The 14515-nt window shown below is 66.3% G+C and carries 16 protein-coding genes; 10 read left to right on the top strand and 6 right to left on the bottom strand.

The window, feature by feature from the left end; all coding sequences use genetic code 11:
• Window positions 1–17: 17 nt before the first annotated feature.
• The 3 genes from NX780_RS20630 to NX780_RS20640 form a co-directional block, all read right to left on the bottom strand.
• Window positions 18–551 carry a ferritin-like domain-containing protein gene (locus tag NX780_RS20630; RefSeq protein WP_258829760.1) on the bottom strand — a complete coding sequence of 178 codons (534 nt, stop codon included), beginning with the start codon at window positions 549–551 and terminating at the stop codon, window positions 18–20.
• 62 nt (window positions 552–613) lie between these two features.
• Window positions 614–1534, bottom strand: coding sequence for an OmpA family protein (locus NX780_RS20635; RefSeq protein WP_258829761.1), 921 nt, complete (start codon window positions 1532–1534; stop codon window positions 614–616).
• A 46-nt stretch (window positions 1535–1580) separates the two neighbouring features.
• Complete coding sequence (locus NX780_RS20640; protein ID WP_258829762.1) at window positions 1581–2015, bottom strand: DUF4398 domain-containing protein; 435 nt, start codon at window positions 2013–2015, stop codon at window positions 1581–1583.
• Window positions 2016–2238: 223 nt separating this feature from the next.
• On the opposite strand from NX780_RS20640, the gene NX780_RS20645 reads away from it, so the two are divergent.
• The 3 genes from NX780_RS20645 to NX780_RS20655 all read left to right on the top strand — a co-directional run bounded on the left by NX780_RS20645 (window position 2239) and on the right by NX780_RS20655 (window position 4964).
• Window positions 2239–4311, top strand: a complete 2073-nt coding sequence (locus tag NX780_RS20645) for an AsmA family protein (RefSeq protein ID WP_258829763.1) — start codon at window positions 2239–2241, stop codon at window positions 4309–4311.
• Between the two features lie 97 nt (window positions 4312–4408).
• Entirely contained in the window at window positions 4409–4720 is a 312-nt protein-coding gene (locus NX780_RS20650; protein WP_258829764.1) for a BON domain-containing protein, read from the top strand.
• 22 nt (window positions 4721–4742) lie between these two features.
• Window positions 4743–4964: a YMGG-like glycine zipper-containing protein gene (locus tag NX780_RS20655; protein WP_258829765.1), complete on the top strand. Its 222-nt coding sequence runs from the start codon at window positions 4743–4745 to the stop codon at window positions 4962–4964.
• Between the two features lie 159 nt (window positions 4965–5123).
• Here the strand turns inward: NX780_RS20655 and NX780_RS20660 are convergent, their stop codons facing one another.
• Window positions 5124–5855 (bottom strand): Crp/Fnr family transcriptional regulator, encoded by a 732-nt coding sequence (locus NX780_RS20660; RefSeq protein ID WP_258829766.1) that lies wholly within the window; start codon window positions 5853–5855, stop codon window positions 5124–5126.
• Between the two features lie 242 nt (window positions 5856–6097).
• On the opposite strand from NX780_RS20660, the gene NX780_RS20665 reads away from it, so the two are divergent.
• The 5 genes from NX780_RS20665 (at window position 6098) to NX780_RS20685 (ending at window position 8978) form a co-directional block, all read left to right on the top strand.
• A complete protein-coding gene (locus NX780_RS20665; protein ID WP_258829767.1) occupies window positions 6098–6862 on the top strand; it encodes a glycine zipper 2TM domain-containing protein in 765 nt (254 codons plus the stop codon).
• Between the two features lie 183 nt (window positions 6863–7045).
• On the top strand, window positions 7046–7273 hold the full coding sequence (locus NX780_RS20670; RefSeq protein WP_258829768.1) for a hypothetical protein: 228 nt from the start codon (window positions 7046–7048) through the stop codon (window positions 7271–7273).
• 97 nt (window positions 7274–7370) lie between these two features.
• Complete coding sequence (locus tag NX780_RS20675) at window positions 7371–7517, top strand: lmo0937 family membrane protein (RefSeq protein WP_020652694.1); 147 nt, start codon at window positions 7371–7373, stop codon at window positions 7515–7517.
• Window positions 7518–7625: 108 nt separating this feature from the next.
• Window positions 7626–8294 (top strand): YiaD family glycine zipper/OmpA-like lipoprotein, encoded by a 669-nt coding sequence (locus NX780_RS20680; RefSeq protein ID WP_258829769.1) that lies wholly within the window; start codon window positions 7626–7628, stop codon window positions 8292–8294.
• 105 nt (window positions 8295–8399) lie between these two features.
• On the top strand, window positions 8400–8978 hold the full coding sequence (locus NX780_RS20685; protein ID WP_258829770.1) for an NUDIX domain-containing protein: 579 nt from the start codon (window positions 8400–8402) through the stop codon (window positions 8976–8978).
• Between the two features lie 104 nt (window positions 8979–9082).
• On the opposite strand, the gene NX780_RS20690 is transcribed toward NX780_RS20685, so the two are convergent.
• On the bottom strand, window positions 9083–9919 hold the full coding sequence (locus NX780_RS20690; RefSeq protein WP_258829771.1) for a branched-chain amino acid aminotransferase: 837 nt from the start codon (window positions 9917–9919) through the stop codon (window positions 9083–9085).
• 150 nt (window positions 9920–10069) lie between these two features.
• On the opposite strand from NX780_RS20690, the gene NX780_RS20695 reads away from it, so the two are divergent.
• Both NX780_RS20695 and cls read left to right on the top strand, forming a co-directional pair.
• Window positions 10070–12163, top strand: coding sequence for a site-specific recombinase (locus tag NX780_RS20695; RefSeq protein ID WP_258829772.1), 2094 nt, complete (start codon window positions 10070–10072; stop codon window positions 12161–12163).
• Entirely contained in the window at window positions 12160–13548 is a 1389-nt protein-coding gene (gene cls, locus NX780_RS20700; RefSeq protein ID WP_258829773.1) for a cardiolipin synthase, read from the top strand. Before NX780_RS20695 ends, cls begins: the two co-directional genes overlap by 4 nt.
• 119 nt (window positions 13549–13667) lie before the next feature.
• Here cls and NX780_RS20705 read toward each other — a convergent pair whose 3' ends face one another.
• Window positions 13668–14504, bottom strand: coding sequence for a metallophosphoesterase family protein (locus tag NX780_RS20705; RefSeq protein ID WP_258829774.1), 837 nt, complete (start codon window positions 14502–14504; stop codon window positions 13668–13670).
• Window positions 14505–14515 lie beyond the last annotated feature (11 nt).

The following is a 14515-nucleotide window of genomic DNA, read 5'->3' on the forward strand; positions in this document are numbered from 1 at the left end:
AAAAATGTCCGCCGGTGTCAAGCCAGCAGGTCGCGCATGTCGTCGGCGTGTTCTTCCTCGACCGCCATGATGTCGACCAGCAGCGCGCGGGTGGTCGGATCCTTGTCGCCGATCGCCGCGATCATCTGGCGATACGATTCGATTGCCACGCGCTCGGCGATCAGGTCGGCGCGGATCATCGCCTGCACGTCGTCGGAATCGTCGTACTCCGCGTGGCTGCGCGCGGTCAGCGTGGCGGGGTTGAAGTTCGGCGAACCGTTCAGCTGGACGATGCGCTCGGCGATGCGGTCGGCGTGGTCTTGTTCCTGCTGGGCATGTTCGAGGAACTCGGCCTTGATATGGCCGGTGTTCGGCCCGCTCACGGTGTAGTAGTGGCGCTTGTAGCGCAGCACGCACAGGAGCTCGGTGGCCAGTGCGTCGTTGAGCATGGCGATGACGGCGTCGCGGTCGGCCTGGTAGCCCTCGGTGACGGCGCCGTCGTCGAGGTTGGCGGCCGCGCGACGGATCGCCGCGATATCGAAACCATGCGCCAGCTTGTTCGTCTGTTCCATGATGTTTCCTAAAGCTAGAAAAGCGCTTACGGGGCGCCTTGATGAGCGCCCCGGCCAGCCGCTCAGCGTCCTGCGGTGCGCGGTGGGATCTGCGCGCCTTCGTTCGACAGCACGATCTCCACCCGGCGGTTGAGCTGGCGGTTGGACGCGGTGTCGTTCGATGCCACCGGGAAGGCTTCGCCATAGGCCTTCATGGCGATGCGGTCACGCGGCACGCCCAGCGAGCTCAGTGCCGAGGCCACGGCTTCGGCACGGCGCTGCGACAGTTCCTGGTTGTACGAGGAGCTGCCGGTGCTGTCCGTAAACCCTTCGACCAGCACAGTGCGGTTCGGGTTCTGCGCCATCACGTCGGCGAGCTTGCGCAGGGTCGACATTCCGTTCGGCGTCAGGCTGGCCTTGTCGGTGGCAAACAACACGTCGCCGATGGTCACCACATAGCCGCGTTCGGTCTTGACCGCCTGCAGCTCGACCAGCAGGGCCTCCAGCACGGCCGCGCGCTGGGCCAGGGCGGCGTTCTGTTCCTGGGTTGCAGCAGCCTGCTGCTGGGCGGCCTGGGCCTGGGCCTGGGCTTGCGCGGCAGCGGCCTGGGCGGCCTCGGCTTCGCGCTTGGCGCGGTCCGCTTCGGCGGTACGGGCTTCCAGGCGTACCTGGTCGCGTTCGCGCGAGGCATTCGCGATGTCCGCTTCGGCCGCCTTGGCTTTCGCCACTTCCATCGCGGTGGCGATGCGCTGCTTGGCGACATAGGCCAGGCGGTCGATGTCGTTCAGGCTTTCGCGGCGGGCGGCCGCGGCATTGGCCTGGTCGAGCGCGTCGCTGGCCTGCTTGAATTCCAGGGGCGCGTACTGCGAGACTTGCGGATTGTTATTGGCAGCAACGAAATCGGCGCGCGCCTGGTCCAGGGTCGGGGTGGTCACGGGAGCGGTGGCGCAAGCTGTGGCCAGCACGGCGGCGGCCAGCAGCGACATCATGGAACGGGTTTTCATGTCCTTGTCCTTTTCTTGGTCTTGGTTGGAGGCGAATCCGTTTGCCTTACTGCTGGGTCGTGGTCGTGGTCGTCGTGGTCGCAGCCGGCTGCGCGGCGTTGGCGCGCTCGACCTCCTGGCGCAGCACGCGCAGGTCTTCGTCCAGCTGGTTCGAGGCGGCGGTCGCCTTGGCCGACCTGGCCTTGCTCTGGGCCAGCTTGGCATCGGCCTGGGCCTGGATCGCCAGTTCGCGCGCCAGCTTGTAGTCGCGCGCAGCGAGGGCCTGGTTGGCGCGCATCATCTTGTCGCGCGCGGCATTGATCTCTTCCGGCGCCAGCTCGGCGGCGCCGGCCGAGACGGCATTCTCGACGGCATTGCGGGACACGGCCACGTCGGCGGTGGCGGGGGCTTTCTGCGGGCTGGCGCAGCCGGCCAGCAGCAGCACGGCGGCAGCGAAGGCGCCGGCGGCGAGGCGGCCCATGGCTTGTTGTTGTTGGTCCATTCTGGATCCTCCGGTTGAACAGTCTCGTCTCGACTGTTATTGAAGAAATGTCCTGAGTAACGTTATAAACCTGTTATCCCCCCGCTATCGGTTCGCTGCCGCACATTGAAGGGCCATGCCGCCCTGCTCAACAATCGGGGGTTAGGCAGCGCACATTGGATGCAACAGGCTTTGCGCTAAGCTGGATTCGACTACCCCACTATGACAACAATGGAAGACCGCCATGGCCGACACCCACACGCCGGCGGCGCAAGGCCGGCATCCCGCGCGCCGCAATCGCAAGAGCAAGAAAGTACTGCTGAGCATCCTCGGCATCGTGATCGCCATTCCCGTCATCGTGATCGTCTTCATCCTCACCTTCGACTGGAACCGCGCCCGCCCCTGGATCAATGCCAAGGTGAGCGACGCCATCGACCGCCCCTTCGCGATCCGCGGCAACCTGGAAGTCGAGTGGCAGCGCCCTGCCGAAACCATGGCGCCCGCCGAACGGACCTGGCGCGACCACATTCCCTGGCCCCACCTGATCGCCAATGACACCCACGTGGGCAACCCTGCCGGCATGCCGGTCCAGGACGCGGGCAGCGCGCGCCAGTTCTCCTTCTCGCTCAATCCCTTCGCCCTGCTCTCGCGCACCATCCACATCCCGCTGCTGCGCTTCGACGGCCCGCGCGTGGACCTGCTGCGCCTTGATGCCACCCACAACAACTGGACCTTCAAGCGCAACGAGGAGAAGTCGCGCTGGACCCTCGACCTCGAGCGCGTGGTGCTGACCGACGGCGTCATCCACATCAAGGATGCCGTGACCAAAGCGGACGTGACGGCGCGGGTGCGCACCCTCGACAGGGACCCGCGCTACGGCGTCGCCTGGACCCTGGACGGGACTTATAACGGCGCCAAAGTGGAAGGCGGCGGCAAGGCGGGAGCCGTGCTCTCGCTCAAGCAGCAGTCGACGCCCTACCCGGTCCAGGCCGATATGCGTTCCGGCAAAACCCGGATCGCCGTGGAGGGCACGGTCACCCGTCCTTCGAAGCTGGCCGCGATCGACCTGCAACTCACGCTGGCCGGGCCAAGCATGGACCAGCTCTACTACTTCACCGGCGTGGTGCTGCCGACCACCAGCCCCTTCTCGACCTCGGGCCGCCTGACCGGCACACTGGGTGAAGACAAGAGCCGCTGGGTGTATGACGGCTTCAAGGGCAAGGTCGGTTCCTCGGACATCGCCGGGCGCCTGGAGTACGTCACCGGCGAACCGCGGCCCAAGCTGTCGGGCAATGTGCGCTCGCAGCAGCTGGTGTTCGCCGACCTGGCCCCGCTGATCGGCGCCGACTCGAATGCCGCCAAGAAGGAGCGCAATGCCGACGTGGTGCAGCCTGCCGGCAAGGTGCTGCCGGTCGAGGAATTCAAGACCGAGCGCTGGAACAAGCTGGACGCCGACGTGCGCTTCTCGGCGGACCGCATCATCCGCGATACCGCCTTCCCGGTCAGCAAGCTGTCGACCCATCTCACCATGGAGAACGCGGTGCTGAACCTGCAGCCGCTCGAGTTCGCCATGGCGGGCGGCACGGTGCGCTCCAATATCCGCCTCGACGGCCGCGGCCGCGAAGGGCCGAAGGCGATCAAGGCCCAGGCCAAGGTCGCCGCGCGCGGAATCGAGATCAAGAAGCTGTTCCCGAAGATCGAGGAGCTGCAGGCGACGGTGGGCAGCATCAATGGCGACGCCAACCTGACCGCGCAAGGCAACTCGGTGGCCAGCCTGCTGGCGGGGTCGAACGGCGAACTGAAGACCCTGATCAACCAGGGCCAGGTGAGCAAGTATCTGCTGGAACTGATGGGCCTGAACGTCGGCAACATCATCGTCACCAAGCTGTTCGGCGACAAGCAGGTGAAGCTCAATTGCATGGCCACCGATTTCGAAGTCACCAACGGCATCGCGCGCACCCGCTATTTCGTGGTCGATACCGAAGAGGCCCTGATCGAGGTGGCCGGCGCGATCAACCTGGCGGGCGAACAGATGGACCTGCGCATCGATCCGAAGACCAAGGCCCTGCGCCTGTTCACACTGCGCTCGCCGCTCTACGTGCGCGGTTCCTTCAGCAAGCCGGACGTGTCGGTGGACAAGGGCGTGCTGGCCATGAAGGCCGGCGGCGCCCTCGCCCTCGCCGCCGCGGCCCCGGTGGCCGCCCTGATCCCGCTGGTGAACACGGGCCCGGGCAAGGACAGCGATTGCGGCCGCCTGCTCGCCGAATCGCGCGAAAAGCCGAAGGCGCCGCCGCCGGGCAAGGCGAAACGCGGCTGATGGCGACGAAAATCTGCGGCACTGTGAGTTGTCGAACAGATCAGTCTTTGAGCGCGCAATATCCTGAGCACATGGATTCGACAAACCGCGGCACGACATGAAGCATCTCCGATTCACCACCGCCCTGTTGGTCGTTTTGCTGGGCGGCCAGCTGGGAGGATGCGCCTTGTCGGGGCGGGCCGGGCCGGTGGCCGAAGTCGTCGACGACGCCACCATCACCGCCGGTGTCAGGGCCGCCATCGATGGCGACCAGTCGCTGAAGGTGTCCGAGCTCGGTGTCGAGACCAGGCAGGGCGTAGTACAGCTGAGCGGATACGTCGGCTCGGCGGATAGCGTGGCGGCCGCGGCATCGGTTGCCCGGACCGTTAAGGGCGTCAGGTCGGTACGAAACGACCTGCGCCTGAAATAACCCACCGTAAAAGGAGATCAACATGAAAACCATCAAACAACTGGTCGTGACCGCAACCATCGCAACCGCCGCCCTGGGCCTGGCCGGCTGCTCGGGCATGTCGCAGCAGGACAAGAACACCGCGATCGGCGCGGGTGCGGGCGCCGTCATCGGCGGCGCACTGACCGGCGGCAGCGCTGCCGGCACCGTGGGTGGCGCGGCTGTCGGCGGCGTCATCGGCAACCAGGTCAACAAGACCAACTAAATCCGGTCCGGGCGCGCCAGGCGCCCGCAAGACCAAAGGGCCCGGCACTGCCGGGCCCTGTTCATTTACCGGCGATGAAAATCGCGGATGTCTTCGGCAAGCGGGTGGACGACATCTTCTTCTGGCGCGCGGCCTCCTGAAGTCGCGACAGGTTCCGGATCACGCGCGCGCGCCGTGCAGCGGCATCGCTCCCGCCTCGCGCACGATCTCGTAGCACGTGCATGAGGCAGCCGCCAGGCCGTCCGGATCCAGGATCTCGATATTCCCGCGGCTGTAGTTGATCAGGCCCTGCTGCTGGAGGGCGCTGGCGGCCTTGGTCACGCCGACCCGGCGTACACCGAGCGCATGGGCCAGGAACTCGTGGGTGAGGTGAAACTTGTCCGACTGCAGGCGGTCCCGCGTGACCAGCAGCGAGCGCGCCAGGCGCGCCTCCAGCACGTGGAAGCGGCTGCACACGGCGATCTGGATCGCCTGCGCCAGCAGGGTATCGGTGTAGCGGTACAGCACGCGCTGGAGCGCCGGGTTGCGCGCCACCTCGTCGCGGAAGCGCTCGCTGTCCATGCGGCTGGCGCTGCCGGCGCGCTGGACGATGGCGCGTACCTGCGCGGTGTCATGGCCCAGCGCCACGGTAGCGCCCACCATGCCTTCACGGCCGACCAGGCCGACCTCGAGCGTCATGCGCCCTTCGGCCACGCCCATCAGCGAAATCAGGCAGTCGTGGGGAAAATAGATGGTGCGCAGAGGGTCGCCTGCCTCGCACAGGACGTCGCCGGCTTCAACCTTCACAGGGTCGAGCAGCGCCAATACCTGGGCCAGGTCTTGCGGCGGCAGTGCGGCCAGCAGCAGGTTGCTGTTGTGTTCGGCGATCGGCGGCGATGCGGCAAAGTTCATCGGTTTCTCGCGGTGGGACTGTGGCATACGAGCAAGGGCGCCGTCGGGCGGGCTTGTGGCCGCGCCGGATACATTTGCAAACAATTTCGGTCAGCGTAACCGTCCCGCTGCGGGCTGGTATGTACGGTGACGCACGGAACGGCTTGTTGTTCCTGAGGACAATCCTCGCATGTGTCAGGCAGTCCGGACGGCGCTGTAAAACCAAGCCGCGGAGCCGACAGAAACGAACGAAAGGATGTACCATGAATACCCCCTCTACTTCCCCCACCCGGGCGCGCCTGCATCCCCTGATGATCCTTGCGGCGCTCGCGGTCGTCCTGTTCTGCCTGGTGGGCACGGCCGCCATCCTCGGCTGGATCCCGACCTCGACCGGCGGCACCGCCGAGCGGCAGCTGAGCGAAGCCGACCGCCTTGCCCTGGCCGCCACCCTGCCGCAGGGCGGCGTGCAGCCGGCGCCGGGCGTGGTCGCTCCGGTCCCTGGCCAGCAACTGGCGCCGGGCTACGCCGAGCCGGCCAATGCCCAGGCCCCGGCCGTGCCGGCGCAGGCCTATGCCCCGGCCTACCCGGCTGCGGCGGCCACGGCCGCCGCGGCGCCCGTGCGTGAAGAACCGGCGCCCAAGGCAGTCAAGAAAGACGTGCAGGTGGCCGCCGCCGACACCGGCCGCAACTGGTGCTCGAACTGCGGCAACGTCGAATCGGTGCGCGAGATCAAGCAGCGCGCGCAAGGTAGCGGCCTGGGCGCCGCCGGCGGCGCCGTGATCGGCGGCCTGCTGGGCAACCAGATCGGCGACGGCAGCGGCCGCACCATCGCCACCGCGGCCGGCGCCATCGGCGGCGCCGTGGTCGGCAACCAGGTCGAGGGCAATATGAAGGCCACCACCAGCTACGAGATCCGCGTGCGCCTCGACGACGGCACCCTGCGCACCTTCCGCCAGAGCAGCCCGCCCGCATGGCGCAGCGGCGACCGCGTGCGCATCGTCAAAGGAAAGCTGCGCTCGGTCGCCTGATTCCACATCAACGTGGTCGAAAGCCGGGATGCCGCAAGGATCCCGGCTTTTATTTCTTCTGAATATTTTTCTTAATAGCAATGTGCGGCAGCGCACGGAACAATGGATGAGCTAACCCGACAATGGACTCACGCTGCGAGGCGTGTGCGATTCGGATAAAAACCATTCAAGGGGGAACGCATCATGAACAGCATGGCATGGATCGGCATCATCGTCTGGGGTGTGGTCGTGGCGGCTTTCGGCCTGTTGTCGGCCCATCCGCCGGGAGAAGCGTCGGCGACGGGCCTGCAGCCGCAGGACGTCGTCTTCCTGGTGGCGGGCGGCCTGCTCACCTGCCTGATCGGCGTGACCGGCCTGCTCGGCTTCATGGGCTGGATCCCGGGCATCAAGAAGGACGGCGCCAAGGCCTGAAACCCGGGATACGTACGCCATCGTACAGAGACCGGCGCCACGGATGGGCATACTGGAATCACGACGCAAACGATGCGTGCTTCCAGTGAGGTGAAACATGTTGTATACAATCGCTGTCATCCTGATCGTCCTGTGGCTGCTCGGCCTGGTGACCTCGTACACCATCGGTGGCTTCATCCACATCCTGCTGGTCGTTGCCGTGATCATGATCCTGGTGCGCCTGATCAGCGGACGCGGCATATAGCCTTGTAAGCCCTTGCAGTACGCAGTACCATCCCGATCCGTTTCGCAGTCGCGCCCACATCGACGGGGTGCGATTCCGAAACGGATTTTTCGATTCAAGGAGAACACCATGCATAAGAAACTGACCAAGACCGCGGCCGCCATGGCCCTCGTCGCCTTCACCGCAACCGGCTGCGCCGACATGAGCGCGACCCAGCGCGGCACCGCGCAAGGCGCGGGCATCGGCGCCGCCCTGGGCGGCGTCATCGGCGCCACCACCAGCGGCGGCGGCAGCGGCCGCGCCACCCGCGGCGCCGTGATCGGCGGCGCCCTCGGCGCCGTGGCCGGCAACATCTGGTCCAAGCGCATGGAAGCGCAACGCCAGGCCATGGAACAGGCCACCCAGGGCACCGGCGTGCAGGTCAGCCAGACCGCCGACAACCGCCTGAAGCTGGAGATCCCGAGCGACATCTCGTTCGACACCGGCCGCTCTGACATCAAGGGCAACTTCCAGCCCGTGCTGAACCGCTTCGCCCAGACGCTCAATGAAAACCCGGCCACCACCGTGACCATCATCGGCCACACCGACAACACGGGCACCGACGAGATCAACCAGCCGCTGTCGGTCGACCGCGCCTCGCGCACCCGCGACTACCTGGCGGGCCGCGGCGTCAACCCGAACCGCATCACCATCGAAGGCCGCGGCTCGCGCGAGCCGATCGCCTCGAACGCCGACGCGAACAGCCGCGCCCGCAACCGCCGCGTCGAGATCTACGTGGCGGAACGCGCCCAAGGCTGATTCCCTCTGCGCTGTCCGCGAAACCGCCCGGCCTTTGCCGGGCGGTTTTTTTTCGTCGCGCACATCGCGCGCTGATGCGCGGGCATCTTCGCTATAGTCGGCTCCATGGAAAAGAACGATCCGATCCGCATCGTCGGCGAAGAAATCCTGTCCGACGACTATGCGCCGCTCAAGAAAGTCAGCTACGAACAGCGTCGGCGCGACGGCAGCTGGCAGCGCCAGCAGCGCGAGGTCTACGCCAACGCCGGCGGCGCCGCCGTGCTGCTCCACGACCCCACCCGCCGCACCGTGCTGCTGACGCGCCAGTTCCGCATCGGAGCGCGCCTCGCCGGCATTGACGCCTTCGTGATCGAGGTGCCGGCGGGGATGCTCGACGATGCGAGCCCGGACCAGCGCGTGCGTGCGGAGCTGTGCGAAGAGACGGGCTATCGCGCGAAGGAGGTGCGCAAGGTGCTGGCGTTCATGCCGAATCCTTCGTCGCTGACCGAGATCGTGCATTGCTACCTTGGCGAGTACGAGCGGGGCGACAAGCAGGGCGAAGGCGGCGGGAAGGAGGAGGAAGGCGAGGATATCGAGGTGCTGGAGATCGATGTCGACGAGGCCTTCAGGATGGTCGAAGACGGGCGGATTGTCGATGCGAAAACGGTGATTCTGCTGCAGCGCCTGCAGCAGGAGCTTTCGTAGGGTGGTCGGCTCTGCCGACCGCGCGTTCGACTCCCCTACGATCAGGCGAAACGCTGTGCAAAGTCGGTTTGAACGCGCGGTCGGCGAAGCCGACCACCTTACGTTCAGCTGGCTTCGGTAAAGGCCAGGTACAACTCACGCGCACGGCGCGCCACCGGTCCGGCTTCCAGCGTACGGTCTTCATAACGCGTGCACGGCGTCACCTTGCCGTAGTTCCCGGTGCTGAAGATCTCGCGCGCGGTACGCAGTTCTTCCGGCGCCACCGTGCGCTCTTCCACGTGCACACCTTCGGAGGCCAGCAGCGCGATCACGCGCGCACGGGTAATCCCCGCCAGGAAGGTGCCGTTCAGCCTGGGCGTCACCACCGCCCCGTCCTCGGCCACGATGAACAGGTTCGAGGCCGCGAACTCCGCCACATTGCCATCCGCATCGAGCAGGATCGCCTGGTCGAAACCGCGTGCTTGCGCTTCGCGCATGGCGCGGGTCGAGTTGGCGTACAGGGCCGAGGCCTTGGCGTCGGTCGGCGCCATGGTCGGCTGCGGGCGCAGCATGGTCGACAGGCAGGCCGAGAAGCCGGCGAACGGCGGCAGCGGCGCGTCGAACAGGGTCAGGGCGAACTGGCTGCTTTCCGCCACCGGGATCAGGAAACCCTCGGTGCCGAAGACCAGCGGGCGGATGTAGAGTTCGGCGTCCGCCGGGAACTTCGCCACGCCTGCGCGCACCAGGGCTTCCATCTCGTCCACGCTCAAGGGGCAGCGCAGGCCCAGCTTTTCGCTTGATGCAATCACGCGCTCCAGGTGCGGGCGCAGGTCCGGCAGCTTGCCGCGCAGCGCGCGGGCGCCGTCGAAGACGGACGAGCCCAGCCACAGGCTGTGGTCCATGGCGCCATAGAGCGGCACATTACCTTCAGTCCATTGGCCGTTGTAATAAGTCAGATACATCGCATCCCCATTTCTTGTCACGAAACATCGTAGTGTAGCGCGGATGCGTGACCCGGATGTGTTGACGCCAGCCAGTGGCCATTGTTCGGTGGCGAACCATGTTTCCTCCCCGCCTCGCGTACACTAGGGCTTTCCAAGCAAACGCTGCCCATGCTCGCCATCCTCGAACGCATCGATCCCGATAGCGACCGGATCGACCTCCTGGTCGACCTGGTCGATTGCCTGCGCCCGCGCCCGCGCTGGGTCTGGCAACAAGCGGACGATCCGGCGCAAGCGGTGCGCACGCTCTCCCAGCTGCTCAAGGGGAATCCCGCGCAGGCATGGGCGCTGCGCCGCTACATCACCACCCTGCTCGAGAAGCGCCGCCACACCAGCCTGTACAGCGACATCGGCATCCTCTCGAACGATGGCTTCGTCACCGAACTGAAGCGCCGCATCGCCTACCGCTTCCTGCCGCCGGCCCTGAACGACCTCTACCTGTCCGATGCCCTGAACCAGGTGCTGTACCGCGAAGACGACTACGAATGGATCCGCGCGGTGCCCAGTCCCGACTGGATGGAACTGTTCGACGTCATCGCCAACGCGCCGCCGCCCCTTGACGCGACGCCCGACCGCGCCCGCTACGTGACGCTGATGGGCCTGCTGGACGCGATCCGCACCCTGTCCTGCCGCATCTGCGCCCTGGGCCTGGAGCCGCGCCTGGTGCACAGCTACAGCGAGATCGAGGACTTCGATTCGCCCTTCCTGATGCAGAACATCGAGGTCAACGACTACCTCGACGAATACGCGCGCTACCTGGACGGCAAGATTGAGCAGCCCGAGCCCGCGCGCCACCTGCTCGTGATGCTGGACCAGTGCGAGGAGGTGGTGCTCAAGATCCGCCGTGGCGCCATGTCGAGCGGCACCAGCGTGGCCCTCACCTACCTGCTGGTGGCCCTGCAGCAGAGCATCGACCGCCTGCACAAGCTGCTCTACCTGGTCGACGTCAGCGGCACCCTGCCCTCGGCGCCCTCGGTCGACCTGGAAGCGATGGCCAGCCGCCAGGAAGGCCTGGTGGCGAGCGACAAGCGCCTGGCGGCCATCGCCCTGGCCGAGGAGCTGATCGAAGCGCACAACACCAAGTACGAGGTGCGCGGCTTCATGCGCGACAACGTCGACCTGCTGGCGCGCAACGTCACCGAGAACGCCAGCCGCACCGGCGAGCACTACATCGCCGAGAGCCGGCGCGAGCTGCGCCACATGTTCACCGCCTCCGCCGGCGCCGGTTTCATCGTCGGCTTCATGGCGATGTTCAAGATCATGCTGGGCTACCTGCGCACCGCGCCCCTGGTCGAGGCTTTCCTGTTCAGCATGAACTACTCGCTGGGCTTCATCCTCGTGCACGTGCTGCACTTCACCATCGCGACCAAGCAGCCGGCCATGACGGCCCAGCGCATCGCCGCCTCACTGCAGCGCGCCGACAATGGACGGGGCCTGGACGTGGACAGCCTGGCCGAACTGGTCAACAAAGTCTTCCGCACCCAGATCGTGGCCGTGGTCGGCAATGTGCTGCTGGCCTTCCCCGTGGCCTGGGCGATCGCGGTCGGCTACAAGGCCATTAACGGCAGCCACATCGTCGACCCGGCCAAGGCCCACCACCTGCTGCACGACATCGACCCCATCCACAGCCCTGCCCTGTTCTACGCCGCGATCGCCGGCATCTGGCTGTTCGTGGCCGGCCTGATCTCCGGCTACTACGACAACAAGGCCCTGTACACCCGCATGGGCCAGCGGGTGCGCCAGCTGCGCGGCCTGCGCCGCCTGCTCGGCGAGGAGCGCCTGGGGCGCTTCGCCGACTACGTCGAGGACAATCTCGGCGGCCTGATGGGTAATTTCTTCTTCGGCATCATGCTGGGCATGACCGGCACCGTCGGCTACCTGCTCGGCCTGCCGCTCGACATCCGCCACGTGACCTTCTCCACCGCCAACCTGGCCACCGCCCTCGTCGGACTGGACTACCGCCTGCCGGTGGAGGCGGTAGTGAACGCCGCCTCGGGCGTGGCGCTGATCGGCGCCGTCAACCTCCTGGTCAGCTTCGGGCTGGCGCTGTGGGTCGCCATGCGCGCCCGCAAGATCCGTTTCAAGCGCGGCATCCTGCTGGTGCGCGCCATGGGACGGCGCCTGATCGCCTCGCCGATCGACTTCTTCCTCGGGCCGAAGGACCAGCCCGTCACCATCGGACTCCTCGAGAGGGACACGAAATGAACAGCAAGCGCTTGCGGACCTTCCTGGCGTTCTTCGCCTTCGTTTGCGTCGTCGCCTCGTGCAAGACCCTGCCGGACGCGAATACCCTGCCCGACAACCCGGCCAAGGCGACGCCGACAGTGAAGACGCCGCGCGGCATGCTCGACAACAAGCAGGCGGCGGCGCTGCTGAAGAAGCGCTGGGCCAACGCCACGCCCGACCTGAAGCAGCTCGCGGTGCTGGAGGAACAGGCCACCGGCGCCCCCCTCATCCCGGGCAACAAGGTCACCCTGCTGTTCGACGGCCCCGCCACCATGCGCGAGATGATGGCCGCCGCGCGCGACGCCAGAACCTCGATCAACCTCGAAACCTATATCTTCGACCAGGACCCGATCGGCCTGCAGTTCGCCGAACTGCTGATGGAAAAGCGCCGCCAGGGCGTGGTCGTGAACATCATCGCGGATGGCGTCGGAACCCTTGCCACGCCCAAGGAATTCTTCGAACGCCTGCGCGGGGCCGGCATCAACGTCCTGATCTTCAATCCGGTCAATCCCCTCCAGCGTCCCGGCAACTGGCAGCTGAACAACCGCGACCACCGCAAGATCATGGTCGTCGACGGCAAGGTCGGCTTCACGGGCGGGATCAACATCAGCGAGACCTATGCCAACAGCTCGCTGTTCCGCTCGCGCAAGAAGCCTGCCAGCGTCAACAAGGACGAGGTCGGGTGGCGCGACACCCATATCCGCATCGAGGGCCCGGCGGTCGCCGCCCTCCAGTACGCCTTCGTGGACAACTGGGTGCACCAGGACGCCGGCGAATTGCCCCGGGCCGACTACTTCCCGCGCCTCGCGCCGGCCGGCGACAAGGTGCTGCGGGTGCTGGCGACGTCGCCGGACCGCGATTCCGAGATCTACAAATCGATGATGGTGGCCATGAACGAGGCCAAGCAATCGATCCACATCACTTCGGCCTACTTCGTGCCGGACCAGCAGATCGTCGACTCGCTGGTGGGCGCGGCGAAGCGTGGCGTGGACGTCAAGCTGGTGCTGCCGGGGGTGTCGGACCACGACCTCATCAAGTACGCGGGCCAGGCCTTCTACGACCAGCTCTTGGCGGGCGGCGTGAAGATCTACCAGCTGCAGGTGGCGGTGCTGCATGCGAAGACGGCGGTCATCGACGGCATCTGGTCGACCATCGGTTCGGCGAACATCGACCGGCGCAGCTTCATCCACAACTACGAGCTCAATGTCGTGGTGCTGGATCCGGCCTTCGGGCGCGACATGGAAGCGGCGTTCAACGAGGATTTGCGCAGCTCGAAACAGGTGACGCTGGAGCAGTGGCGGGATCGGCCATGGAAGGACCGCTTGCGCGAGTTCATCGGGCGTTTGGCCGAATACTGGATCTGATCGTAGGGTGGACCGGGCCACGAAAGGCGGCTCTGCCGTCCGCGCGTTCAACTCCCCTTCGATCCGATGCGCCTTCATTCATCCACTGTTTGAACGCGCGGTCGGCGAAGCCGACCACCCTACAAACCCGCGGCCATGAGGCCGTCGATGTGCGGCGTCCACACATTCCCCGTCCGCATGAATTTTTCCGTCGCCACCAGCGCGAACTCCCCGCGCACCACGTCCCAGCCATAGCGGTCGATCTCGACCTTCAAGGGCTCCACCCGCACCACATTGAAGGAGTTCACCTCCCCGCGTCCGCGCGTCGAGGTGGCCGTCCCGGCCTGCACCACCAGCGCCGCATACTCGCTGATCTGGTAGCGCGCCGCCGTGCTGCCCGCGTGGCTGGCGTGCATATGCCCCGCCATCAGGATGTCCACGCCCGACTCCGAGAAAGCCTGCATGGCCAGCGAACGGCGCCGCACCAGGTCGCGCTCCTCGAAACCGTCGGGCAGGTCGAAGGGATGGTGGGTGACGACGATGCGCGTGATCTCCGGCGACAGGCCGGCCAGCTGCTCGCGCATGGCGGCAATCTGGCTGCGGCTCACGCGGCCGTCCTTGATCGTGAGCGAGCGCGCCGTGTTCACGCCGAGCACCGCGATCTCCTCGTCGGCGTAGAAGGGATCGAGGTCGTCGGTGATGTAGCGCTTGTAGCGCGAAAGCGGCTTCACAAAACGCCGGAACACGTTGTACAGCGAGATGTCGTGGTTGCCCGGCACGATGATTTGCGGGCCCGGCAGGGTGTCGAGGAAGGCGCGCGCCTCCTCGAACTCTTCCATCTTGGCGCGCTGGGTCAGGTCGCCCGACACCACCACCACGTCCGGGTCCACGCGTTCGACCAGGGCGCGCAGCGGCGCCAGCAAGGCCTGGTCGACACGGCCGAAATGCAGGTCAGACAGGTGGACGAGTGTGCGCATCCTTTCTCCTT

Origin of the sequence: Massilia agri, assembly GCF_024753255.1 — a bacterium.
GTDB classification, from domain to species: Bacteria; Pseudomonadota; Gammaproteobacteria; order Burkholderiales; family Burkholderiaceae_D; genus Telluria; species Telluria agri.

Excerpts from the sequence above, each read along its gene's own strand:
- NX780_RS20665 (WP_258829767.1), top strand. The coding sequence starts at position 6,098 with ATGAATACCCCCTCTACTTCCCCCACCCGGGCGCGCCTGCATCCCCTG.
- NX780_RS20635 (WP_258829761.1), bottom strand. The coding sequence starts at position 1,534 with ATGAAAACCCGTTCCATGATGTCGCTGCTGGCCGCCGCCGTGCTGGCC.
- NX780_RS20630 (WP_258829760.1), bottom strand. The coding sequence starts at position 551 with ATGGAACAGACGAACAAGCTGGCGCATGGTTTCGATATCGCGGCGATC.
- cls (WP_258829773.1), top strand. The coding sequence starts at position 12,160 with ATGAACAGCAAGCGCTTGCGGACCTTCCTGGCGTTCTTCGCCTTCGTT.
- NX780_RS20645 (WP_258829763.1), top strand. The coding sequence starts at position 2,239 with ATGGCCGACACCCACACGCCGGCGGCGCAAGGCCGGCATCCCGCGCGC.
- NX780_RS20675 (WP_020652694.1), top strand. The coding sequence starts at position 7,371 with ATGTTGTATACAATCGCTGTCATCCTGATCGTCCTGTGGCTGCTCGGC.
- NX780_RS20640 (WP_258829762.1), bottom strand. The coding sequence starts at position 2,015 with ATGGACCAACAACAACAAGCCATGGGCCGCCTCGCCGCCGGCGCCTTC.
- NX780_RS20655 (WP_258829765.1), top strand. The coding sequence starts at position 4,743 with ATGAAAACCATCAAACAACTGGTCGTGACCGCAACCATCGCAACCGCC.
- NX780_RS20705 (WP_258829774.1), bottom strand. The coding sequence starts at position 14,504 with ATGCGCACACTCGTCCACCTGTCTGACCTGCATTTCGGCCGTGTCGAC.
- NX780_RS20650 (WP_258829764.1), top strand. The coding sequence starts at position 4,409 with ATGAAGCATCTCCGATTCACCACCGCCCTGTTGGTCGTTTTGCTGGGC.
- NX780_RS20695 (WP_258829772.1), top strand. The coding sequence starts at position 10,070 with ATGCTCGCCATCCTCGAACGCATCGATCCCGATAGCGACCGGATCGAC.
- NX780_RS20685 (WP_258829770.1), top strand. The coding sequence starts at position 8,400 with ATGGAAAAGAACGATCCGATCCGCATCGTCGGCGAAGAAATCCTGTCC.
- NX780_RS20660 (WP_258829766.1), bottom strand. The coding sequence starts at position 5,855 with ATGAACTTTGCCGCATCGCCGCCGATCGCCGAACACAACAGCAACCTG.
- NX780_RS20670 (WP_258829768.1), top strand. The coding sequence starts at position 7,046 with ATGAACAGCATGGCATGGATCGGCATCATCGTCTGGGGTGTGGTCGTG.
- NX780_RS20680 (WP_258829769.1), top strand. The coding sequence starts at position 7,626 with ATGCATAAGAAACTGACCAAGACCGCGGCCGCCATGGCCCTCGTCGCC.
- NX780_RS20690 (WP_258829771.1), bottom strand. The coding sequence starts at position 9,919 with ATGTATCTGACTTATTACAACGGCCAATGGACTGAAGGTAATGTGCCG.